Source organism: Flagellimonas pelagia (assembly GCF_003584135.1).
Lineage (GTDB): Bacteria > Bacteroidota > Bacteroidia > Flavobacteriales > Flavobacteriaceae > Flagellimonas > Flagellimonas pelagia.
Map to the genome: position 1 here is coordinate 24,285 of NZ_QXFI01000009.1, position 23,793 is coordinate 48,077.

The 23,793-nt window shown below is 42.9% G+C and carries 23 protein-coding genes and 2 tRNA genes; 14 read left to right on the forward strand and 11 right to left on the reverse strand.

What is annotated here, in order from left to right:
- Nucleotides 1-4 precede the first annotated feature (4 nt).
- Genes D2V05_RS01875 through D2V05_RS01885 form a run of 3 tightly spaced genes read left to right on the forward strand, consistent with a single transcriptional unit; the run spans nucleotide 5 to nucleotide 2,480 of the window.
- A complete protein-coding gene (locus tag D2V05_RS01875; protein WP_119645901.1) occupies nucleotides 5-391 on the forward strand; it encodes an ExbD/TolR family protein in 387 nt (128 codons plus the stop codon).
- Entirely contained in the window at nucleotides 391-1,269 is an 879-nt protein-coding gene (locus D2V05_RS01880) for an energy transducer TonB (protein WP_119645902.1), read from the forward strand. Before D2V05_RS01875 ends, D2V05_RS01880 begins: the two co-directional genes overlap by 1 nt.
- Nucleotides 1,269-2,480, forward strand: a complete 1,212-nt coding sequence (locus D2V05_RS01885) for a bifunctional folylpolyglutamate synthase/dihydrofolate synthase (protein ID WP_119645903.1) — start codon at nucleotides 1,269-1,271, stop codon at nucleotides 2,478-2,480. Before D2V05_RS01880 ends, D2V05_RS01885 begins: the two co-directional genes overlap by 1 nt.
- Before the next feature lie 11 nt (nucleotides 2,481-2,491).
- On the opposite strand, the gene D2V05_RS01890 is transcribed toward D2V05_RS01885, so the two are convergent.
- From D2V05_RS01890 to D2V05_RS01905, 4 genes are all read right to left on the reverse strand, one after another.
- Nucleotides 2,492-3,220, reverse strand: coding sequence for a LytR/AlgR family response regulator transcription factor (locus tag D2V05_RS01890; protein ID WP_119645904.1), 729 nt, complete (start codon nucleotides 3,218-3,220; stop codon nucleotides 2,492-2,494).
- Nucleotides 3,221-3,249: 29 nt separating this feature from the next.
- Nucleotides 3,250-4,272, reverse strand: coding sequence for a sensor histidine kinase (locus tag D2V05_RS01895; protein ID WP_119645905.1), 1,023 nt, complete (start codon nucleotides 4,270-4,272; stop codon nucleotides 3,250-3,252).
- 9 nt (nucleotides 4,273-4,281) lie between these two features.
- Nucleotides 4,282-4,620, reverse strand: a complete 339-nt coding sequence (locus D2V05_RS01900) for a DUF4907 domain-containing protein (RefSeq protein WP_119645906.1) — start codon at nucleotides 4,618-4,620, stop codon at nucleotides 4,282-4,284.
- 85 nt (nucleotides 4,621-4,705) lie between these two features.
- Nucleotides 4,706-5,701: a Kelch repeat-containing protein gene (locus tag D2V05_RS01905; protein ID WP_119645907.1), complete on the reverse strand. Its 996-nt coding sequence runs from the start codon at nucleotides 5,699-5,701 to the stop codon at nucleotides 4,706-4,708.
- 223 nt (nucleotides 5,702-5,924) lie between these two features.
- Between D2V05_RS01905 and D2V05_RS01910 the strand changes: the two genes are divergently transcribed.
- From D2V05_RS01910 to D2V05_RS01920, 3 genes are all read left to right on the forward strand, one after another.
- Nucleotides 5,925-7,256: a DUF4270 family protein gene (locus D2V05_RS01910; RefSeq protein WP_119645908.1), complete on the forward strand. Its 1,332-nt coding sequence runs from the start codon at nucleotides 5,925-5,927 to the stop codon at nucleotides 7,254-7,256.
- Nucleotides 7,246-8,490, forward strand: a complete 1,245-nt coding sequence (locus D2V05_RS01915; protein WP_235855359.1) for a BamG family beta-barrel-assembly machinery protein — start codon at nucleotides 7,246-7,248, stop codon at nucleotides 8,488-8,490. The genes D2V05_RS01910 and D2V05_RS01915 overlap by 11 nt, the downstream gene beginning before the upstream one ends.
- Nucleotides 8,491-8,608: 118 nt before the next feature.
- Nucleotides 8,609-8,683, forward strand: a tRNA-Val gene (locus D2V05_RS01920).
- Between the two features lie 45 nt (nucleotides 8,684-8,728).
- Here the strand turns inward: D2V05_RS01920 and D2V05_RS01925 are convergent.
- The 6 genes from D2V05_RS01925 to D2V05_RS01955 form a co-directional block, all read right to left on the reverse strand.
- Nucleotides 8,729-10,114, reverse strand: coding sequence for a S41 family peptidase (locus D2V05_RS01925; protein ID WP_119645910.1), 1,386 nt, complete (start codon nucleotides 10,112-10,114; stop codon nucleotides 8,729-8,731).
- Between the two features lie 260 nt (nucleotides 10,115-10,374).
- Nucleotides 10,375-10,794 carry a YybH family protein gene (locus D2V05_RS01935; RefSeq protein WP_220473529.1) on the reverse strand — a complete coding sequence of 140 codons (420 nt, stop codon included), beginning with the start codon at nucleotides 10,792-10,794 and terminating at the stop codon, nucleotides 10,375-10,377.
- Nucleotides 10,795-11,000: 206 nt separating this feature from the next.
- Nucleotides 11,001-11,402 (reverse strand): hypothetical protein, encoded by a 402-nt coding sequence (locus D2V05_RS01940; RefSeq protein WP_119645911.1) that lies wholly within the window; start codon nucleotides 11,400-11,402, stop codon nucleotides 11,001-11,003.
- Nucleotides 11,403-11,468: 66 nt separating this feature from the next.
- The gene (locus tag D2V05_RS01945; protein ID WP_119645912.1) at nucleotides 11,469-14,039 is read right to left on the reverse strand and encodes a TonB-dependent receptor plug domain-containing protein; all 2,571 of its coding nucleotides are present in this window, start codon (nucleotides 14,037-14,039) and stop codon (nucleotides 11,469-11,471) included.
- 3 nt (nucleotides 14,040-14,042) lie between these two features.
- A complete protein-coding gene (locus tag D2V05_RS01950; RefSeq protein WP_183114769.1) occupies nucleotides 14,043-14,960 on the reverse strand; it encodes a FecR family protein in 918 nt (305 codons plus the stop codon).
- Nucleotides 14,961-15,006: 46 nt separating this feature from the next.
- The gene (locus D2V05_RS01955) at nucleotides 15,007-15,531 is read right to left on the reverse strand and encodes an RNA polymerase sigma factor (RefSeq protein ID WP_119645914.1); all 525 of its coding nucleotides are present in this window, start codon (nucleotides 15,529-15,531) and stop codon (nucleotides 15,007-15,009) included.
- Nucleotides 15,532-15,640: 109 nt separating this feature from the next.
- Between D2V05_RS01955 and D2V05_RS01960 the strand changes: the two genes are divergently transcribed.
- The 8 genes from D2V05_RS01960 to D2V05_RS01995 all read left to right on the forward strand — a co-directional run bounded on the left by D2V05_RS01960 (nucleotide 15,641) and on the right by D2V05_RS01995 (nucleotide 22,476).
- A complete protein-coding gene (locus tag D2V05_RS01960; protein ID WP_119645915.1) occupies nucleotides 15,641-16,087 on the forward strand; it encodes a thioredoxin family protein in 447 nt (148 codons plus the stop codon).
- 9 nt (nucleotides 16,088-16,096) lie between these two features.
- Complete coding sequence (locus D2V05_RS01965; protein WP_119645916.1) at nucleotides 16,097-17,143, forward strand: FAD:protein FMN transferase; 1,047 nt, start codon at nucleotides 16,097-16,099, stop codon at nucleotides 17,141-17,143.
- 6 nt (nucleotides 17,144-17,149) lie between these two features.
- Nucleotides 17,150-17,359, forward strand: coding sequence for a DUF4266 domain-containing protein (locus tag D2V05_RS01970; protein ID WP_119645917.1), 210 nt, complete (start codon nucleotides 17,150-17,152; stop codon nucleotides 17,357-17,359).
- 1 nt (nucleotide 17,360) lies between these two features.
- Nucleotides 17,361-18,857, forward strand: coding sequence for a DUF3570 domain-containing protein (locus tag D2V05_RS01975; RefSeq protein ID WP_235855360.1), 1,497 nt, complete (start codon nucleotides 17,361-17,363; stop codon nucleotides 18,855-18,857).
- Between the two features lie 47 nt (nucleotides 18,858-18,904).
- The gene (locus D2V05_RS01980; RefSeq protein WP_119645919.1) at nucleotides 18,905-20,878 is read left to right on the forward strand and encodes an LTA synthase family protein; all 1,974 of its coding nucleotides are present in this window, start codon (nucleotides 18,905-18,907) and stop codon (nucleotides 20,876-20,878) included.
- Nucleotides 20,875-21,762 (forward strand): diacylglycerol/lipid kinase family protein, encoded by an 888-nt coding sequence (locus D2V05_RS01985; protein ID WP_119645920.1) that lies wholly within the window; start codon nucleotides 20,875-20,877, stop codon nucleotides 21,760-21,762. The genes D2V05_RS01980 and D2V05_RS01985 overlap by 4 nt, the downstream gene beginning before the upstream one ends.
- 199 nt (nucleotides 21,763-21,961) lie before the next feature.
- Nucleotides 21,962-22,372, forward strand: coding sequence for a 6-carboxytetrahydropterin synthase (locus tag D2V05_RS01990; protein ID WP_119645921.1), 411 nt, complete (start codon nucleotides 21,962-21,964; stop codon nucleotides 22,370-22,372).
- A gap of 29 nt (nucleotides 22,373-22,401) precedes the next feature.
- Nucleotides 22,402-22,476, forward strand: a tRNA-Val gene (locus tag D2V05_RS01995).
- Nucleotides 22,477-22,491: 15 nt separating this feature from the next.
- Here D2V05_RS01995 and D2V05_RS02000 read toward each other — a convergent pair.
- Entirely contained in the window at nucleotides 22,492-23,766 is a 1,275-nt protein-coding gene (locus D2V05_RS02000; RefSeq protein WP_119645922.1) for a UDP-N-acetylmuramoyl-tripeptide--D-alanyl-D-alanine ligase, read from the reverse strand.
- Nucleotides 23,767-23,793: the final 27 nt, after the last annotated feature.

Consider the following 23,793-nt stretch of genomic DNA (forward strand, 5'->3'; position numbering starts at 1 on the left):
AGTTATGAAACTAAAGGGAAGGAACAAGATCAGCCCGGAGTTCAGCATGTCGTCCATGACAGATATTGTGTTTCTGTTGTTGGTGTTCTTCATGTTGACTTCCAATGCGCCAAATGCCTTGGATTTACTTTTGCCAAAAGCAAAAGGGAAATCTACCAATACACAGAATGTATCGGTCACCATTAACAAGGACCTGAAATATTTTGTGAACAACGAGCAAATCAACAAGGAATACATTGAAATTGAACTAAAAAAGGCACTTGAAGGTCAAGACAAGCCTACTATCATCTTAAGGGCGGAGGAAAACGTGGCCATTAAAGAAGCGGTCAATGTGATGGATATTGCCAATAGGAACAATTACAAGGTTATCTTGGCTGTGCGGCCAAAATAATGTCATTTTTAGATACGAGACACAAGAAAAAATCCTTTACGCTCACAACACTTTTGTTGAGCGGGTTACTGCTATTGCTTTTCTACATAGGCCTTACATATTTAGACCCTCCCATTGAGAACGGTATTGCGGTAAATTTTGGGACCATGGACTTTGGAAGTGGACAAGTCCAACCCAAGGAAAAAATCAAATCTGAACCCAAAGAAGTGGTGAGCGAACCTGTGGAGCAGGTGGAGCCTGTAAAACCGCAAGAAGCTGTAGCCGAAGAGGCTCCTGTGGAAAAGGTGATGACCAGCAATGACGAGGAGTCCATAAAGATCAAACAACAGCAAGAGGCCAAGCGAAAAGCGGATGAAGCTGCAGAAAAGGCCAAAGCAGAAGCGGAACGTATCGCCAAGGAAAAAAGGGATGCGGAGGAAAAGCAACGCCAGGAACAGGAAGCCAAGAAAAAGAATATCGATGCCTTGATCGGTGGTATTGGTAAATCCGTTGGGACCACTACGGGAAGCGAGGGAGACGATAACAAACCAGGGGACAAAGGACAACCTGATGGTGACCCCTATGCCACAACATCCTACGGAGCTCCCGGAACCGGAACCGGAACCGGTGGATACGGTCTGAAAGGCAGATCTTTGAAGGGCAGTGGTAAAGTGCCACAGGAATGCAATGAAGAAGGTAGGGTAGTGGTTCGTATTGTTGTGGATAGGAGTGGAAGGGTCATCGATGCACAGCCAGGGGTTAAAGGGACAACTAATAACGCTCCATGTTTGCTGGATCCTGCGAAAAAAACTGCACTTACTTACCGATGGAACCTTGATTCCAATGCACCCGCCCAACAAATAGGTTTTGTGGTGATCAACTTTAAACTGGGGCAGTAGTGACCTATAAGGAAACCTTGGACTGGATGTTTTCCCAGCTCCCCATGTACCAACAAAAAGGTATCGTAGCCCTGAATGCCAAATTGGATAATATCATCCACTTTTCCAGTTATTTGGGCAATCCGGAACAAAAATTCAAGAGCATACATGTGGCGGGCACCAACGGCAAGGGATCCAGTAGCCATATGATGGCCTCCATTCTTCAGGAAGCTGGTTACAAAGTAGGGCTCTACACATCGCCACATCTCAAGGATTTTAGGGAACGCATCAAGATCAATGGCCAAATGGTTGATAAAGGTTTTGTGAAGGATTTTATTGCCGAACACAAAACTTTTTTGGAATACCACAAGCTTTCCTTTTTTGAAATGACGGTTGGGATGGCCTTTACTTATTTTGCCAAGGAGCAGGTAGATATTGTCGTTGTGGAAGTAGGATTGGGCGGTCGTCTCGATTCAACCAATATCATAACCCCAGAAGTATCCCTGATCACCAACATTGGGTTGGACCATACCCATATTTTGGGAGATACCCTCGAAAAAATTGCTCTGGAAAAAGCAGGGATTATCAAATCTGGAATTCCTGTAGTAATCAGTGAACGCCAACCCGAAACGGAGACCATCTTCACCTTGATTGCCCGACAGCTTCGGTCCAAAATTGTTTTTGCCGATACTTTGGGCCAATTGGAATATACCACTGATTTGTTGGGGGATTATCAACAGAACAATATGAGGGGTGTGGTAGCCACGATTAAACAATTGGAACATTTTGATGTCCCCGAAAGGGCTATTTCGGAAGGACTGAAGAACGTCGTGGCGAACACAGGACTCATGGGAAGGTGGCAGATATTGCAACAAAATCCTTTGGTGGTCTGCGATACGGCACATAACAAAGAAGGTCTGCAATGGGTAATTTCGCAAATCGCTAAACAGCCGTTCGAGAAACTGCATATTGTGCTTGGATTTGTGAGTGATAAGGATGTAAAGGGTGTACTGGCTCTCTTTCCAAAGGATGCTCACTATTATTTTGTACGCCCAGACATCTCACGCGGGATGGATGTGGATATTTTGCAAAAATTGGCAGATAGTGAAGGATTGCTGGGAAAAACGTATAAATCCGTTAAAAAGGGTTTGAAAGAGGCCCTGGCCAACGCGGCAAAAGATGATATGATCTATGTAGGGGGAAGTACCTTTGTAGTCGCCGAGGTGGTTTGACCAAAGCTGTTTTACAGCCCTAACATGTGAAAAAAACTGGATTTGTAGCTTTCTCCGATGGGAATCCTCACATCGTTGATGACAATCCGGTTGCGCTGTACTGTTCGGATGCAACTGATGTTCACCACAAACGATTTATGTACCCTTAAAAATTGATGGTTGGGGAGTTTGTCCAAAATTTCCTTGAAACTCATTAGGGTCAGAATGGCCTTATTGGTACCCGTAACATGGATTTTCAGATAATCCTTTAACCCCTGTATATATTCAATCTCGTCCAGATTTATTTTCACACTTTCATATTCCGCTTTCACAAAAATATATTTGGGCGTAGCGGTCGCTGCCTCCCCATGGGAAGGAAAAACATTGTCGTTCACAGTGTTTTTTTTATAGGCCATGACTTCCTTGGCGCGTGAAATGGCTTTTATGAAACGGTTGTACGGAATGGGTTTTACCAAATAGTCTATGGCGTTCAGGTTGAAACCTTCCACGGCGTATTGTGAATAGGCCGTTGTAAAGATGAACATGGGAGTGTTGTCCAACGAAGTGATAAAATCGATACCGTTGATCTGTGGCATTTCAATATCACAGAAGATAAGGTCGATTTTTTTCTCCTTGATCACAGAAATGGCTTCCAAGGGATTGGTGAACGTGCCTTCCAATTCCACAAAATCCAATTTTTGGCAATAATCCATCAAAACATCGATTGCCAAAGGCTCGTCGTCAATAATGATACACTTCATGGGGTCACTAGGTTAGTTGCTGCCTATTGTTACAAATTTAGGTTCAAATCTACCACATACGTTTCTCCGTTGTCCGTAATCTGTAGCTTGTGCGAGTCGGGATATAACAACCGTAAACGGTTTTTGATGTTCTCCAATCCCACACCCGAGTTTTTAGTTTGCTTTCTATGTGCTCCTATCTTGTTCTCTACCCGCAGGTAAATGTTCTTTTCACTGATCAACAGACCAATGTTCACATATGTTCTGCCTTTATAATCCGTGCCGTACTTGAATGCATTTTCGATAAAAGATATGAAAAGTAAGGGAGGAACTTCCTTTCCCCGCTCTTCACCGGAGATTTTTAACTTAACATTGGCACTATCCGAGAGCCTTAAGCGCTGCAATTGCACATAATTTTTGATGTATTCCAGTTCTTTCCCCAATTTCACTTTGTCTTTGTCCGCCTCATAGAGCATGTAACGCATCAATTCAGAAAGGGAAATAATGGCCTCTGAAGTATTGGACGATCCCTTTACGGACAATGAATAAATAGCGTTGAGGGAATTGAACAAAAAATGGGGATTCAATTGGGTCTTCAAAAACTGAAGCTCCGAACTTACCTTTTCATTTTCTACTTTTTTTCTAAGGTCTTCATTTTTGCGCCATTCCACATAAACCCTGAGTAGTGCGCTTATGAAAAAAGGGGTACTGAGATTCAACATCATGAATACCTGTCTGGTCCAGCCACCATCCCTGAAATCTTCATTTCTATTGAAACCTGGAGGCGGTTTGGGTTCAAATGAAAAGTTCATGTTTATGACGACTCCTATTATGATGATAATGGCTACACATATTAGTATATAGGTCCACGTATTTTTTTTGAGCAGGAACTTGGGGACCAATAAAAAGTAATTAGAGTAGAACAGGATTATGGTAAGCAACAGCCGTACCGGAAGGTCTGGGGGAACCTGTCTTAATTGCAGAAAGAACGGATATAGAAAGAAGCCATAAAACAGGGCCCAAATGGAAAAATGGATAAGGAATACCTGTATGTGCTTTCGTTCAAGGGTCATGGGTGGGTGTTATTGACCTGAAAATACAATTTCCAATTCTTTGAGTTCATCAACGGAAACCTGTGGACTGGTTCGGTCTTGGATTTTTTTGATGACTAAATTGGCTACTTTTCGGGCATCTTTTGCAGATTGAAAAGGTTGGTTTCCACGGACTGCGGGGATAAATTCCTGTTGCACCAATAGCTTTTCACCACTGAAGATTTGATAACCATAGCCATTATGTACTTTGATGACCTCTTTCCTCAGTATGGGTTCCTGTATTTTCTCGTCAAATGAAAAGTGGGTCACTCCATATAAGAACAGACCAAGTATGAGGATCGGTGCAACAATTTTTGTGATGTTCTTCATGACATGTCCCTTTACCTTTAACTGGAAGGGACCAAGGTTTTACCCCTGGCCCCGTAACACAAACTAAAACTGACTAGTTAAAAAATTAATCTTCGTCATCATATTCATCAAAGGGGAAGAACTCGTCCAGATCATCCAGATAAAGGGTTCCTGTACGGCCCATACCAATAAAGGCCCTTGATGAATTTGAGAATGCAATTGCGTCTTGTCTGGTGGTGCCTTCAAAACTTGTCTTCTGTTCCCAAGTATCGGAGGATGGGTCGTATTCCCAAACCGTGTTGGTGGCACCGGATTGTTCTCCGCAGGCAATGTATCCGTATCCGTTGAGTTCAAATCCCACGGCATTGCTTCGGGCAACATCATAGTCATCTTCCTCATCGAGATCCAATTTTTTGGTCCAGCTTTCGGTAGTAGGGTCAAAGGCCCAAAAATCATCCAAATAAACCCCATTGGAAACCCCGGTCCCCAAATAGACCAATCCGTTTATGGTAAAAGTGGTGGCGGACCTTCTCTTGTTTCCGCCAAAACCTTCCAATTCGGTCCAAGTGTCGGCAGTGGGATCGTATTTCCAAAAATCCTTTAGATCATTTTCGCCATCATACCCAGTTCCAAAATATCCATAACCATTGGCGCCAAAGGCTACGGCACTTCTTCTTTTGGTATCGGGTAACGAGGCGATGGGTGACCAACCATTACTGGAAGGATCGTAGGCATAGAAATCACTTAATTCGTCCACTCCATCATAACCTGATCCAATATAACCCGTACCGTTGATTTGGAATCCGACTGCAGCATTTCTGGGCACTCCGGGAAAATCAGCTTTTTGAGACCAGTAATCCCCTTCCATATTGTAGGACCAAAAAGACTTCAAATAGTCATCACCGTCATAACCTACTCCCATATACCCAATATTGTCGATTACAAAACCGGATACACTGCTCCTAGGACTTCCATCAAAAACGGAGCGGTCCACCCAGTTTCCTAGATCTTCATCATCGTCATCGTTGGAACAACTATAAAAGGAAAGAATGGATAGCGCAAAAAGGAAAACCGGTTTGTAAAACTGTACTGCTTTTTTCATGCCTGTCATTTAATTTTTTGCCAAAGGTAATTTTGAACGGGTAGGGGTTGAAAGGGAATATATGAAGTCCATGATTTAACGTATGAACTTGGGGAAATGATCTATGAACGGGTCATGGGGTTTGGTCGTGAAATTTGTCGGCTTTGTCCTAAAACTACAGGGGTTGGTCTATCGACATTTTAAGGGGTTTACATTGCATCTACTTTAGCGACAAATAAAAATTATGGGAAGATTTTTAGGGCTTACGATCACCGTTATGTTGTTGGTGGTGTCTTGCAGTTCGGATAACCTCAACACCTCCGATTTTTTGGCGGGCGAAGCGTTTACAGACAGTAATCTAAGGGTGGTCCTGGTGGATACCCTGACTGTGGAGACCTCCACTATGAAATTTGATAGTATTGTTACCAGCGAATCGACTAGGATTTTGGTCGGAAAATATACCGATCCTGTGTTCGGGACCATCAAAACCTCTAGTTATATGGGGATGCTGCCCTCTTCTTACAGCATAGATTCCGAAGCGGAGTACGACAGTATAGCCTTATACCTGAAACTGGATTCTTATTACTACAATGATACCCTCCAGACCAATACCATCAAGGTAAAACGACTGAGCAAAACCCTCAAACCCAAAGAGGACGATTACATTTACAATACCGATGTTGCAGAATATTTTGAGGATGATCTTGCGGTTTTTGCTTATACCCCACGTCCTTCGGCTTCCGATACTTTGGAGATACGGCTGGTGGATGAATTGGGCACCGATCTATTTACCAAGTTTCAGGAAAAGGAAATTACCTCTTCGGATCAATTTAAGGATTATTTTAGGGGGATAGCCTTGCTTCCGGGAGATGATGACAATGGTTCCGTGATTGGATTTTCAAAAACTTCCGGAGCCAGTTATATCCGGATATATTTTAGCACTGCCGAAGAGGATGAACGTGTGCAGGATTATTTGGATATCAATTTGGATGCTTCTTCAGATCCTACGCCCTTTTTTAACCAAATACTCGCTGAAAATCCCATTGCCCCCCTTCAAACCTTAACAGACAAAGAAATCAATTTGAGCAGCGCAGATGCGGATAATTTGAGTTTTGTGCAATCTGGTATCGGAATCACGACCCGTGTTCAGATTCCCTACCTAAAAACCTTATATGACATCAAAGGGCAGGGAACTCTTTTGGATGCCGTGCTCAAGATAAAACCTGCAACGGGTACTTTTGACGACAATTTGATCCTGCGCGATACCTTATCGGTTTTTATTGTGGATCAGAACAATGACCTTACTTCCCAATTGTTGATAGGGGATTCTTCTCCGGTCTATGGTATTCTGAATCGGGATAACGAGGAATTCAACAACATCTACTACGAGATTTCTTTGGGCAGTTATTTGGAGGAATTGCTCACTACGGATAGGGACACCGAAGATGCCCTTATTCTTTTACCGGCTAATTACAACTCTACGGTGGACCGCTTTGTGCTCACTGGTATGGATGGCTCTGAATATAGCACGGTGTTGGAACTTATATATGCAATTTATGACGAAGATGATGAATAGAATTTTACCCATACTATGCGTAATCCTGGTACATACCTTGGCCATGTCACAATCCGAAGGATTGACCAGTTCCCCATATTCCCTTTACGGGTTGGGGGTGATCAACCAGACCAGTATAGGGAAGACGAACAGTATGGGGTATTCCGGTATTGGATTAAAATCGGATACCGATATAAACAACCTGAACCCTTCCAACTATTCCCTGGTCCCTAAGAACTCGTTTTTTTATGATATCGGTGTGGTGGGCGAATTCAATAACTATAGTAACAGGGGTGACAATGAGGCAAAAACCACACTGAACTTCTCCAACTTGGCCTTTGCCTTTCGGGTGGCCGATCGGTTGGGTGCGGGGGTAACCTTGGTTCCCTATAGTGATGTGGGATATACACTATTGGGTCTGGTGAGCAATATTGAGGGTTCCAACGAAACTTTTGAAAGCAACGTGTCCGGTTTGGGAGGGCTCAATGACCTTAGTCTTAACCTAGGATATGGTATTACAGATCATCTTCGGGTAGGGGCCAGGGCATCCTTTCTTTTTGGGAATATTGAGGAGACAGAAGCCTTTGTGATAAGCAATAGCTATTTCTCGCTAAGTGAGACCACCTATTATAGTGGATTGCGATTGGGACTGGGCATGCAATATGATATTACGGATACATTTACTTTTGGAAGCACGGTACAACTCCCGGTGAGCCTTACCGGACATCTGACACGCTCGGTGTACAAAACTTTGGATGGTACAGAAGTTATTGTGGAAGATGAGGAAGCGGATAATGTATCCGATTTTAAGTTGCCGTTGGAGTTGGGGTTCGGTTTTAGTGCCAAGATCAAGGAGTCACTGACATTGACGGCAGATTATAAGAGAAATCTGTGGGATGCTACCAATCAATCTGAAAGTATCGGGACCTATTCGGACCAAGATATCTACGCTTTTGGATTGGAATTTCAGAGAGATCCCAAAGGATTTAAATATGGGCAGCGAATCCGTTATCGGGCCGGTTTTAACTATGACAATGGGTATTTGGCCATCAACGATAACAAAATTGATGGTTATACGATAACGGCCGGTATCGGTTTTCCCGTTGGCTTTGCCACCAATTCTGTGATTAATCTATCCTATGCATATGGATCAAAAGGGCAGATACAGAATATTTTGGTGAAGGAAAATTACCATACGATCACCCTTAATTTTAGCTTGGAAGACCTTTGGTTCAGGAAAAGAGTGATCGATTAACATGGCGTTCGTTTTTATGTGCAATGGCAGAAAAAAATAAATTATCTCTTTTTTGATTTTTTCTTTTTTGGAATTCAAAAACTATTTTATATTTGCACTCCCATTCGAGAAAATGAATGGGCGCTTAGCTCAGTTGGTTCAGAGCACCTCGTTTACACCGAGGGGGTCGGGGGTTCGAATCCCTCAGCGCCCACAACAGAAAAAAGCGGTCATATCTTAAGATATGACCGCTTTTTATTTATGGTTTTCCATCTATTTTTTTGAGTAATCCTTCCAATATTTCGTCAGTTTCGTCCAGTAAATGATCCTTTATAAAAATATCGGGAACAACCCCCTCCTCCTTGGTGCTTCCATTGACCCGCACGATATATCCTTTGGAAACAGTAACGGGAATTCCTGTATTTGGGAGTAAATATTGAAATATTGACGCATACAGGGAAGGGTAATCACCGGTTTCTTCCCCGACAATGGCACCAAAGTCATAGTCCTGTATCTGGGCGGCAGTTACGGCCGATTGCGAGTGCGATTGCCTGTTGACCAAAGCATATACTTTGCCTGCAAATCGTTTTTGTTCAGGTTGGGGTAGATATGCCTCAAAATCGTAGGTATATATTTCACCATCTTCATGCTTCAGTACATTTTGCCAGTATACGGAGGTGGTGTCGTTATGCTTTCTGGTGTGCTCTTTCAAAAATTTACTGGTTTTTAGGGCGAAATTGGAGTTCCATTTAAATGGCTTGTCGGCAAAATAAGAAACTAGGTAATCGCTGAAGGAATCATCTCCTCCAGCATTGTTTCTGAGGTCAATGATCAGGTTTTTACAGTAATGCTCTTTTATTTTTACAAAAGAGGAATCTATAAACGCTTGGTATTTGATCTCATCGCCCGAAAAATTCCCTGGATTTAAATAAGCTGTCGGACCATAGAACTTTAAAATTTTTTCGGCATTGAGTACTTCGGTGCGTCTTGCTTCGAAACCTTCAATGACGTCAACCGCTTTAATGGTGTGTTTTTTGACCACTCCATCCGAAAGTATTTCAATCTCAAAATCATTCTGTTTTCCAAAAACTAGCCAATATAGTCGTGGAAATGAATAGAGTTCTATTTTGGCATGTTTGAAATACTGGCGCTCAGCCGAAATTTGTGGATATATCTTAGCGAGAATCTCAGTCATGGATGCTCCGTTTATACCTAGAATCTCTGAACCTGCATGTATACCGGTATCTTCGGACCAATTCTTTCTTATGAATGACCGGTTATTTTCAAAGGCGATTTCCAAAGGGAAAAGGGTCCCCCCTGCATATGCGTATTCGGCATATGATTGTCCAGGGAAACTGATTTCGGTATGACCGTTGTTGACCATAGATATCAATTGCTGGAAAAGGACCGTGGCATCAAGCAAATTCAACGATTCCTTGGTTATGGAGTTTTGGACTCTTTCATAAGCCAAATCAAAATCTTGTTTTGTTACATACGCATACAGGCTATAGTGTGCATCTTCTAAGGATTCATAAAGGTATTTTAAATCTTCACGAACCGCTTCCTTTGTGAATTTGGTGGCTGATTGCCCAAAGATATGAAGGGATGACAGGGCAAGAATACTGGTAAGGATGGCATTTTTCATAGTTTGGGTTTTCTTCAAGACGAAAGGGATGGATGTTTGTTACTCCATCAATAGGCTATTGATTGGAAGATTCTTGGGTTTTGGCCCTGGTTCAAATGCAGTATTTCTCTTTACCGGAATGTTAGCACTCTTTTATTGTATTCACATTGGTATATTTTATAAGTCCAGTAGATCTTAAAAAGCGATAAACTAAAGCTTGTTGGTTTTTGTTTAGGCTTTTTGAATATTTCACTGCCCTTCATGGGAGTGTCAACCTTCTCTTATGTGTCTAAAATGGCAGTGAGGTTTTCTGAGGAAATGGGAGCGGATATATGTTGGTGGGCCACTGTCCATCCATGGGTTCCTATGGAGAACCCTACAGTAATTCTGTTTTTCATACTTCTTAGCACAGATCCTTGCGGGGAAATCGCCTCAAATTTTATAAGCCCACTAGCAAACCCGATGGTTTCTGATTGTTGGATTTTTATCATTTCAAAGTCCACTTTCACTTTTTCATCACCCAAGGAATCCAACCAATTTTCAATACCGGGCCTCCACTTCCCTAGGTTAGGATAATAACCTTTGTCCCACATATCAAATTGGATTACATCGGCATGATATAGTTTTAATAAAGCAGTTGCGTCCTTTTGCCATACGGCTTCTTGGTAGGCGGTAAAAAAGTCTTTAATGGTTTTTATCATGCAAATATATTTTGGAAGGGTGGCTTAGGGTATTGGTTTTTTTGATGTTTCATAATAATTTGTGTGATTCCTCTAAGGCCGTAATTTTAAACGAAGGGAGTCTTGTTTTGAATTTATCTGATTTGATTTTGGTTTATTGTGTAAAATCCAATTAATAACGATTGGCTTCTTTACTGATAAAGATTTTCTTAACGGTCATGTTCCAATCAATTAGGAATACCATTTTCAATAAATACTTTTTTTAATGCATCAAACTCCACTTGTGTCTTCAAGTCCATCAAATCCCTGTTTTTTCCATTGTTCAGGGCAATGTAAAATCGCTTTTTGCCAAACGATGTTTTTTCCCTTAATCCTTGAACCATCTCAAGCGGTATTTTTTCCAAGGAAGATTTCTTGAAAAATAGGAAATAAAGAAAGGCAATGGAGGTTGCTCCCATCAAGCCCCAAAGGATTTGAATGAATCCAAATCCTTTTGATGGAACATCGGATAAATTCAGAACGGCGTTGGCCAAATTTAAGATCATCAAAAATTTCATGGTAAAATGAGAATTTTTGACACTGTCCTTGATTTCAATCGACCTATCCGTTTGGTTGTATTTGATTTTCATGGGAATTGGTTTCGTTGCCAAAACCTGAAGGTAACAATGTTTTTTCAATATCTGTAGCTAAGTAGCTTACTTGAAAAATAGGCGAAAGGTAATGTTGGGTGTAAATCCTAGGGAACGTCGGTAGATGACCTGATCCAAGAGGAGTTCACCATTTTGTTGGGAGGTGCGATGCACGATGGACAGGGGGACAACCCTGTTGTAGATGTTCAATGCCGAGAGACCGATCTGCATTCGGGAGTTTTTCCCATCCAAATCGAACTCATAGATTGCAGAAGCATCCAATCGATGAAAATCAGGTAAACGCCCTGCATTCAAGGGCCCAAAATTGACCCTTCCGGTGTCTTCATCATAACTTTCGATGAGGGTAACCGGTACGCCCGTTCGGTATTGCCATCCCAACGAAAATTGAAGGTTGTTCAGTTGCAGGCTGTTGGAGATCCTAAAATTATGGGTAATGTCGTTGTTTCCAGAGAAACTGCCTTCCTGTATCTCATCAAAAGTGAAATTCACGTCGTTGAACGAATACCCTGCCCAAAACCGATAGTTGTCGATGCGCTTTTTCAGGAGTAGGTCCATCCCAAAAATGCGACTTTTTCCCTCGCTGAGGTTGGGTTGTGGCAGAGTGAATCCCTGACTATAAGTGGTAAGCCCCGTAAGGCGTTTATAATAGGCCTCTGCATCCAAGGTCCAACCATTCTTGTCAAATAGTAGCCCTGCCGAAAATTGTTTGCTCTGCAATAAAGGAAACTCAACATCGTCCGATAGTCTCCAGAGGTTGTTGTCCAACCGGAGTTCGGTCTGGTTAAATTCTATAAGCTGTGAAATGGGTTGGTTTCGCCTTTCCAATCCTGCCCTTATCCTGAGGGCTTTTGAAAGCGGGAGTTCCATGTTCAATCGGGGTTCCAGGTAAACCCTTGCCAAACTACCGTAGTGAACCGCTCTTAGCCCTATTTTAAATATGCCCGAGTTCTCCTTTTTTAAGGCATATTCCCCAAAGACCACATTTTTGAAATTACTCTCATGTACAGGCAGACTTATATTGTTTTCCGGTTCGGCATTGGATTCGGCACTCAGGTCAATTTCCAGATTCGTGTTGGAAAGTTGGTAGCCAAAGGTCAATTGGTCATTGTTTTTTAAGGTTCTGTCCGATTTTAGTTCTACTCCAAAATCACTGATCCGGTTACCTCTGATATTGGTCTCCTCCAACGATTCGCCAAACAACTCTTCATTGCGATAATAGGAGTCATAGGATGAGAAATAGGCAGTAATCTCTTCGGTTTGGTTAGGTGAGGTATGGTGGGTCCAGTTGGCACTGATCCCGCCATTTCCTGTGGTAAGGGAGTCCTTTTTGGTTTCCCCATCATGGGCAAAGGAAAATTGGGTGCGGTTTCTGGTCATTAGGGCACTCACGGAAACCTTGTCCTTGTGGGAAGGTTGGTACACATACTTCGCGTTCAGGTCGTAGAATCGAAAGTCGTTTTGACTGTTTTCATAGGTGTAGCCGTCATCCGTGTTCACGTTCAACGGATTACCATCGCTATCGGTAATGGTGCCGGTGTTGTTGAAGATTTTCCTTTCATAGGCTTCGTAAGTAGGCCCTTCAAATACATCCAGATAGGAACTCCTTGCAAAAAAGGATACCGATGATCTTGGTGACAATGGTACTTTTATATAGCCGTCCGCGCTCAAACCATCGATCCCAAGGCCGCCCGAGATGTTTTGAGCGACTTTATCATCTGTGCTGATGTTGATGACCCCTGATACCCGATCCCCATAAACGGCACTTGTAGCCGTCTTGAAAATGGTCGCCTTTTCGGTGGCATAAGGATTGAACCGTGAAAGCATTCCGTACAGATACCCTGTATTAAAAACCCGTATATGATCAAAAAGCACCAGATTCTGGTCAGAGGTCCCACCGTGAATTTGGATGCCCGATGCCGTTTCGTCCAAACTGGAAACCCCTGGGATCATTTGTATACTCTGTAGGATGTCCGGTGTGGTCTGTCCAGGGATAGGCCCCAAAGGTTTTTGGGTCAGAGTGATGGAGCCGTCGCGGTTCCGGTCTATCCCCGTGGTGATGTATGAGGTGACCACTACTTCTTTGAGTTCTTTGTATACTGGGGAGAGATAGAGGGAGGAACATGTTCCCGTTGGTTGTAGGTGCACGGAACCATACCCTGAAACTTCCAACAGATAATCCGATTTTCCTGTGTCCTCAAACAGGATGGCCCCCTTACTATCAGTTTCCATAACAAAACTGGAGTCTATCACCACTTGATTTTCCGTTAGGGGTAAATGGGTCTCTTGGTCCAATAGAAAAACACAAACTTTGTTTGTTGTAGGGATGGGGGCAATGATCACTTGTGGCTGACCTTCAATTTTTTCAAAATGCAGTCCGGTCTGTGCTTCAAGGGCGGCTAAAAGTTCCTTCAGGGATATTCCCTCTACCTGCACCGTCACACTCTTGCCTTCAATGGCATCATCGGCAAAGGAAAAACTGAGACCCAAATCCTTTTCCAGTTGTTGGATGAGGTCTTTCAAAGGAGTGTTCTCAAATCCGTAGAATAGATTTTCTTGGGCATGGGAGGCACCAATGCCCAAAATGAACAACAGCAATACGAATACAATGTGCTTCATTTCTTATTCAGACAAGGTAACAATTCTTTTGTCTGCAGAAATGAGATATTTGATGCCCATGGGTTCCATGGTGGTCTTAAGGGCGTTTTCTAGATTATTGTGCGTGAATTTTCCTGTGAACAAACGATCCGTTTGAATGGAATCCATGTTGAAGGTGACAGGAAACTGCAGTGCCAATTCCTCCAATACCTTGGAGAAAGGTTGTCGCGAAAAACTGGAAAAACCATTCTTCCAATCGGGTACTTGCCCTGAAAAGTCCTTGGTGTTTATTTTACCGTCTCCATAGTATATTTCCATACCTTCAGAAAGTTGGGAAGGGGAGAGTTCCTTGTCTGCGGGGGTAAATACAATGGAGCCTTCATAACATTGGATTTTTAGGTCTTTACGATCTCTTACATTGAACTTTGTTCCCAAGACTGAAATGGTTCCCTTTTGCGTCCTGACCTTGAAATCCTTGCCGGAACGGACATCAAAAAAAGCCTCTCCCTCAAAATCCACCGCACGGTCTTCTTCCCAGCCAAATCGTTTATAGGACAGGGAAGAATTTGCGTTCATCTCAATTAGGGAGCCATCGGCAAGGAGGACAGATTCTTTTTCGCCAATACCCGTGGTGTAGGTTACATTTCCAAAGAAATAAGTGTATCCTGCAAAAAGTAATGCAATGGATGCCGCTGCCGCCGAAAGCCACCTTAAACGTTTTATAAGGGGCTCTTCTTTTATGGTCTGTTTGTTTTTTGCAGTAACCAGGGCCAACGCCTTTTCCACATCAATTTTTGGACTGTTCAATTTCCTAGCCTCTTCGTCAATGGCCATAAGTTGTCTGTAGACATCGGATGTCATGAACCCGACTAGCTCTTCTTCACTCAGCTCCTCTGCCAGCCATCGGGCCAAAAAATCTTCATTGGCGTATTTTTCTTCCATAGGCATTGACCTTCTTGATTATAGGACAGTTATATTATTGTTTACCCTATTTAAATTTCAATTCTTTTCCCAAAACATCACGTAATTGTAACAAGGCTTTACTCATTCTTCGTTCTATGGCCTTTACACCGAGTCCGGTAATCTCCGCGATTTCGGCATAGGTTTTTTTCTCCACCCGGCTCAACAGATATACTTCCCTCTCCTTTTGGGGAAGGGATGCAATGGCATTTTTCAGCTTTTCGTGGAACTCTTCCATTTGCATAAGGTATTCCGGATTTTCATGATCCACGGGATTGGAAACCTTTTTTAAATGCTTCAATACAATTTTTTCATGTTCTTTTTCATTGAGGAAAGCATTGTTGGCCGCCCGGTAGAGGTAAGCCTTCACTTTGGAAAAGGAAACTGAGGAACATAGCTTCCAAAGCTTAACAAAAACATTCTGGACAATATCCTCGGCTTGTTGTATGTCACCACATTTAAAATAGATGTATCGCGTCACGGCCTCATAATGGGTCCGGAAAATCCTTTCGTATACTTTTTGCTCACAAATGGAAGGCTCTTGCTCTGTCATGCTTGGCTTGGGGCAAAACGTTTTGCGCTGATCACAAAAATAATTAGAAAAAAATAGGGTGTATCCCCATTTGCCTGTCTAAGTAATAGAAAAAGAAATTTATATCCGGATGATGCACTACAAAAAATGGTTGACGGCCTTGTTCTTGGGCTGTTTTTTAGTGATACAAAACCTATCGGCCCAAGAGTGGCAAACCAACTTGGGGAAAGCCCAGGAACTGGCCAAAAAGAATAATGAAAATATCATTTTGGTGTTTCAAGGCTCCGATTGGTGTGCACCCTGCATTAAATTGGATCGTGAAATCTGGAGCACCCAAGAATTCCAAAGTCTGGCCAAGGACCATTTTGTCATGTTGAAGGCCGATTTTCCGAGAAAAAAACAGAATAAATTGCCGGTTGCCCAGGAAGAGCACAATAAAACATTGGCCTCCAAATACAATCCGAACGGATATTTCCCCTACGTGGTGGTGCTTGATGCCACCGGAAAAGTACTGGGGCAGGCAGGATACGAAAAATCTACCCCAAAGGCCTATTTCAACAAGTTGAAATCTTTTTAAGGAACAGCTATGTTTAAGTTGAAAAACATTCTTTTCAGTGCAGCCTTGTTTCTTTTAGTCATTTCGGCATATGCCGGTCGATCAAACGAAACATTGTCCGACACCACTTCCCAACTGCAGGTGTTCCAGCGTACCCTAAAATTGATGGGCAGCCGATTTGATCTCACCGTTGTAGCGGAAAATCAAGCCAAGGGGGATGAATATATGGACTTGGCCATTGCTGAGATTACCAGAATAGAGCGCCTGATTTCTTCTTGGGACCCGAATTCCCAGACTTCCATGATCAATAAGAACGCAGGTGTGTCCCCAGTGAAAGTAGATCGTGAACTTTTTAATCTGATCGAAAGGGCCATCAAAATCTCAAAATTGACCCAAGGAGCTTTTGATATCAGTTACGCATCTATGGACCGTATCTGGAAGTTTGATGGTTCCGTGATGGAAATGCCATCCGAAGAAGCAATCAAACAGTCCGTTGCCAAGGTAGGCTATCAAAATATACTATTGGATCCCGAGAACGGCACCGTTTTTCTGAAGAAAGAAGGAATGAAAATTGGCTTTGGCGCTATCGGTAAAGGATATGCGGCGGATATGGCCAAAGCATTGTTGTTGAAACACGGTGTAACCTCGGGAATCATCAATGCATCAGGAGATCTGAACGCTTGGGGCACCCAACCTGATGGTAAGGACTGGATGGTGGCCATTGTGAACCCCCTTAACAAGAACAAGGTCTTTTCGTGGTTGCCCGTGCGCGACCAAGCCGTGGTTACATCCGGGAATTATGAAAAATTCATCATCCTGAACGGGGAACGCTACACCCATATCATCGATCCAAGAACCGGGTATCCCAGCAAAGGGGTACGTAGTGCTACCATCTTTACCAAAAATGCCGAACTCGCCGATGCCCTGGCCACTTCAATTTTTGTGATGGGAGTGGAAACCGGTGTGGATTTCGTCAACCAATTAAAAGGGGTGGAGTGTATCATTGTGGATGATGACAATAAGATCATCACCTCTGAGAACATCGCCCTAAAAGGAATTGAAACACAAAGCAAATAATTGTATATGAAGAAGATAGTGATTGCCCTGTGCGCCTTGACCAGTCTATCATCCTGCGTGGTATTGCACGAATATGAAAAGGTGGACATCAACGACCCCGATATGGTGCTGGCCGACAAGAAATTTGTAAAGTTCGAAACTAATTATCAGGTGTACCGCGAAGGGGCATCTGGTGGAAATGGAGGAAAAACAGGAGGTGGTTGTGGTTGCAATTAAGATGGACATATTCAGGTTGAGATGGTTGTTGCTGCTCTTCCCCGTATTGGGTATGGCCCAACAGGAAAATGCCAATTCCTATAAAAAGAGGGTTTTGGAATCCACCGAAGTGGATATCCTTTCCAGTTATTACGAACAAACGGGTAACAACGCATCCGTTACCGGAGGTATCGGTACAGAACAGCTTACCGATATAGCACCCTCCATTGTAGTGAGCATTCCCTTGAATGACGATGATGTTCTCAGTGTTGATGTAGGGATTTCTACCTATACCTCGGCTTCTTCCAGTAATTTGAATCCATTTGATATTACCAAAACCAATGGTGGTGTGAGTGGTGCATCCACTGGTGGTGGAGGTATTGGCGGTGGTGACGACGACGGGGAGGATGATGACAACCCCGGAGGATATACCGGTGCCATCGGAAGTCCATGGGTGGCATCTTCGGGTGCATCCCGACAAGATACTTGGGGTAGTGTTTCGGTGGGGTATTCCCACAGCTCCGATGATCGCGACCAGATTGTAAGCGGAAATGTTTCCTTTGCTGCCGAGTTCGACTATATTTCCTTTGGTTTTGGAGGCGGTTATACCCGACTTTTCAATGAAAAGAATACAGAGCTTAGTCTGAAAGGAAGTGTATTCTTGGATAGTTGGTTGCCCAGATATCCCACTGAATTGGATAGTTATTTGGAAGTCAATGGCAATCTGAATGCCGGGTTTTTTACCGGAGTGGATATTTGGGACCAAAATGGGAATCTTACCAACAAGAGCGGTTCCAATACTTGGAATCCCATCAATGGGTTTAGCTTGATTTCGGACAAAAAGCGGAACAGTTATGCTTTCTCGGTGTCCTTTTCCCAAATATTGGGCAAGAATACCCAAATGTCCATTTTCGCGGATGTAGTCCGTCAAGAGGGATGGCTTTCCAACCCAATGCAACGGGTATATTTTGCGGATGTCCCCAACTATTTTATCGGAAATCCGGCCAGTATTCCTTATTACACTTCATCCCAAAACACGGAAGTCTTTATGTTGGCCGACGATATGGAACGGTTGCCGGACAATAGGCTTAAATTTCCGATAGGCATTCGTTTGAACCATTATTTCAACGAAATTTTGACGGTCCGTACCTATTACCGTTACTATTTTGATGACTGGGGATTACGGGCGCATACGGCCAGCGTGGAACTACCCATCAAGATTTCGCAAAATTTCACCTTATATCCGTCCTATCGCTATTATACACAGAACCAGATAGACTATTTCGCGCCTTTTGATACCCATTTGTCCACGGAGCAGTACTATACTTCGGATTTTGACCTGTCCAAATACGATGCGCACCAATATGGATTTGGCATATCGTACACTGACATTTTTACCAAGTTCAAAACGTGGCGGTTCGGGTTAAAGAGTATTGATTTAAAGTATAACAACTACCAGCGGAGTACTGGCCTAAAGGCCAATTATTTTGGTATTGGATTCAAATTTGAAATGGACTGAACGAGGTCTTTGAACCCCCAAAGCTCTTGCACATATTGATTGCATACATGAAAACGAGTTTAAAATTATTTCCTTCACGCTACACTTTGGTAAATGCCTTCGCAGTACTATTTCTAGTATTGTCCTTTTTGATGCGTTTGGCATTTTTGATGATGGATTTCTCACAAGTGGACCACTCTTTTATGGGTCTGTTGAAGGTATTTTTTGTGGGACTGTTCTTTGATTTGGGCACAGTGTCCTTCTTCTATGTGGCAGCCACCCTTTATTTTTTGTTGATGCCCAAACGGTTTTATGGGACTTTGGTTGACCGCATATTGGTTTACTTTGGATTTTCATTGGCTTTACTGGTGGTTTACTTTTCCTTTTTTGCTGAGGTCACCTTTTGGGATGAGTTTCAAAGGCGGTTCAATTTTATCGCTGTGGATTATCTCATCTATACCTACGAGGTGTTCAAGAACATCAACGAATCCTATCCTTTGCCTATTTTGATAGGTGGGATGTTGCTCTTGGTGGTGGTCACCGTATGGCTTTTTAAAAGGAAAGGATGGTTTCAAAAGACATTCAACGCTAGTGAAGGATTCAAACAAAAGTGGCTTCCTTCACTTGTGGTCATTGGAATCATGTTGTTCTATGCAGCATCCATTGAGAATGACTTTGCGGAAACATCAAACAATAGATATAACAACGAACTATCCAAAGCGGGTATCTATTCCTTTTTTGCTGCTTTCAGGAACAATGAACTCAGCTATACCGATTTTTATAAGACTATCCCCGAAAAACAGGCACTGACAAATGTCCAACATCAGATCAGTGGGCCGTTGGACAGTCTTTTGCATCCTGAAAAGAACATTTTCAGAACCATTAAAGGAGGGGTAGAAAAAAGACCTAATGTAATCTTGATCTGTGTAGAAAGTTTGAGTGCCGGTTATCTGGGCATTTTTGGCAATGAAAAGCATATTACCCCAAACCTGGATTCCATTGCAAAGGAGGAGACCTATTTTACCAATCTATATGCAACCGGAACCCGAACGGTAAGGGGCATGGAAGCCATCACCTTGAGCATTCCACCAACACCGGGAAGGAGTATTGTAAAGCGCAAGCATAACCAAAACTTGTTTACCATTGGAGAGGTATTCAAGAGCAAAGGATACTCCCGAACTTTTTTTTATGGTGGGGATGGATACTTCGACAACATGGATAAATTTTTTAGTGGAAACGGGTTCGATATTGTGGACCGTGGACGAGGATTTTTACCATCAGGGGATATCGTCACTACTCGAAAGAATATTGAAGATGATGAAGTCACTTTTGAAAATGCCTGGGGGGTTTGCGATGAGGATATTTTCAACAAAGTGATGAGAGAAGCAGATGCTGCATCGGAACAGGGAAGACCTTTCTTTGATTTTATCATGACCACTTCCAACCATAAACCCTATACCTATCCTGAAGGGAAAATCGACATTCCTTCGGGAACGGGACGGAGCGGAGCGGTCAAATACACCGACTTTGCCATAGGTCAATTCTTGAAGCAGGCAAGATCCAAACCTTGGTACAACAATACCGTTTTTGTGATCATGGCCGATCATTGTGCCAGCAGTGCAGGCAGATGGGAACTGGATGTGGACAATTATCACATTCCGGCCATTGTGGTGAATTTGGAGGGAGGCAAAGGGTATCAGATTACCCAACAATGCTCCCAGATCGATGTGATGCCGACCCTATTTTCCATGTTGGGTTGGGGCTACGAAAACAATTTTTTTGGTAGAGATGTTTTCGGCATGAAACCCGAGGAGCAAAGGGCTTTTGTAGGCAATTATAGAAAATTGGGACTATTGAAATCCAATGAATTGATGGTGTTGGGCGATGGCAAAGTGGCCAATCAATATACTTGGAACAAAGAAGATAACAGCCTTTCCGGTGAACCTACGGACGACGCGTTTTTGACCGAGACCATATCATATTATCAATTGGCCGATTATCTCTACAACCAAGGAGGACTAGATCTAAATGCAAATCCATGAACAAGGTCCATTTTATAGTAAATCCGATAGCAGGAAGGGGAGATGCCACTTTTAATAAGGCATCTTTGTCCGGGTATTTTGAGCCCGAGCAATATGAGCTGACCATAAAAACGTCTAACTATCCCGGGCATGCGACTTTACTGGCCAAGGAATCTTTGGCGGAAGGAGCAGGGATCATTGTGGCCTGTGGAGGCGATGGCACCATCAATGAGGTGGCCTCCTGTCTGGTGCACACCAAAGTACTGTTGGGAATCATTCCCATGGGTTCAGGCAATGGTCTGGCCGAAAGTCTGGACATTTCCCGAAACATAAAAAGAGCGGTGGAAATCATCAAAAGTGGAAAAACCAATAGAATCGATGTGGCCATGGTAAACGGCAAGCCGTTTTTCAGCAACATGGGTATCGGGTTCGACGCCACCGTGATTTCCAACTACAACGCTTCGCAGCACCGAAGGTTTTGGGCGTACCTCAAAGCGGTGATAAAATCCATCAGGGATTTTAAGTACAACGAAAAGATTAATGTGGAAATGAACGGGAAGAGTTTTAAGACCAGACCCTTTATGTTTTTCATTTCCAATTCAAAAGTAATGGGCTATGATATTTCGCTTACCCGGATGGCTTCCCTCCAGGATGGATTGTTGGATGTGGTCATCATTGATGATTTGAGCAAGTTTCAGATGCTCTTCATGGGTTTGTTCATTCTATTACGGTTGGATCAATATTTGAAAAAAATACAATACTACAAGGTCAAACATTTAAAATTGGCCTTTGAGGACAAGCAAAAGGAACATTTGATGCAAGCGGATGGAGAGCTGCACAATCTTATGGACAGGGAAATCTTTGTCAATGTAGAGGAAAAGGCTCTCCATGTTTTGTGCCCTTAGACGATTGTTTTTTGATTTATATGTATTTAAGTTGTTAAGATGGGTGTTCAAGTTGGTTTTAATTAACTAAGCTTGACGCAAGCCTCCGGGAAACCGGGGGCTTTTTTATTGGGAGATATTCTTTGGTGATTTCAAAGGTCATTTCAGTTGGAATCAATAATTTTGTGAATCCAAAAACATTAGAGAATTCACTTGCAATATGATTGCCACAATTTGTAGAAAAGCCCATTTTAATGCTGCACATAGGCTCCACAATCCCAATTGGAGCAAGGAAAAGAACGTGGAGGTTTTTGGTAAGTGCAATAGCCCAAGTTTTCATGGCCACAATTTTGATTTGGAGGTCCGGATCAGGGGAGAGGTGGATCCCAATACGGGTTTTGTGATGGATTTGGCGGAATTGGGTATTTTGATAAAGGACGAGATCGAGGAACGGTTCGATCATAAAAACTTAAATGAGGATTGCCCCGAGTTCAAAGACCTGTTACCTACTACGGAGTACTTTGTAAAGGTCATTTATGATATCTTGAAACCAAAATTGGCAAAGGGCCAGTTGCTGCACATTACCCTGCACGAAACATCAAAAAATTCGGCAGAGTATGGGGATTGGTAATAATTTCCGATATTGCACCGCTTTTTAATGGGATATTAGCTCAGTTGGTTTAGAGCGCTGCCTTGACAGGGCAGAGGTCACTGGTTCGAATCCAGTATATCCCACTTTTTTTCAATTCTTTACAAGTTTTCCAAGACCCGTTCCAGAGCCATTCCTCGTGATCCCTTGATCAAAAGTGTTCCCTTTTTTATAGGTTGATGGGTCAAAAACTCCTTGAAGTCGGCAAAGCTTTTAAACTTTTGGAAGGGAGTATCCACGCCAAAAAAGTTTTCTCCAACTAAATACACCTGTTCAAAATTCAATTGTTCGGCTAAGTCTGCAATACCCTGATGCTCTTCTGCGGCCGTCGGTCCCAATTCGAACATGTCGCCAATGATCATTATTTTATCTGGGGCATCCATGGCATGAAAGTTTTCCAAGGCAGCCTTCATACTGGTCGGGTTGGCATTATAGGCATCCAAGATGATCTTATAACCGTTTTTATCCATGATTTGGGAACGGTTGTTCTTGGGTTGATAGGATTCAATCGCAGCTTTGATATCTTCTAAAGGCACATTGAAATATTTTCCCATGAGAACGGCGGCACAACAATTCGTAAAATTGTATTTGCCGATGAGTTGTGATTCCATTCGAAGACCTTCAGCTTCCAAAACAACATAGGGATTGGCCTCTACAAATGCAATGTTGTAATACGTGCGGTCCGAAGTGCTGAATCCTATTTTTTTGGTGTAAGTCGCCAGCTTTTCCCGTTGGATGGGATCATCGGCATTCATAAATACGTACTTATCATGGGATGTCAGGTAGTCATAAAGCTCACTTTTTCCCTGGATTACGCCTTCCACTCCTCCAAATCCTTCCAAATGGGCCTTGCCAAAATTGGTAATGTACCCAAAGTCGGGTTGTGCTATTTGGCACAAATGGGCAATTTCGCGCTTGTGGTTGGCTCCCATTTCCACAATGGCCATTTCTGTGTCTTCCTTGATGGATAGAAGCGTCAGGGGCACCCCGATATGGTTGTTGAGGTTCCCTTGTGTGGCAATGGTCCTGTATTTTTTTGAAATCACTGCATTGATCAACTCCTTGGTAGTAGTCTTGCCGTTACTGCCGGTCAAGGAAATGATCTTGGCCTTGTTGCGGTTTCTATGGAAAGTGGATAACTGCTGGAGGGTTTCCAACACATCGTTCACCAGAATCGTCTTTTCTGAGGTCCGGTGTTCTTCCTCATCTATGATGGCGTATGCAGCCCCTTTTCCCAGTGCATCCTTTGCAAAGGCATTGCCATTGAAGTTGGGGCCCTTAAGGGCAAAGAACATACAGTTTTCCTCAATTTTTCGGGTGTCGGTGCAAATGATAGGATGCTCCAAAAATAGGGCATGAAGTTTTTCCAATGTCATGAATCGAAGATAAAAAAAAGCCCCGAT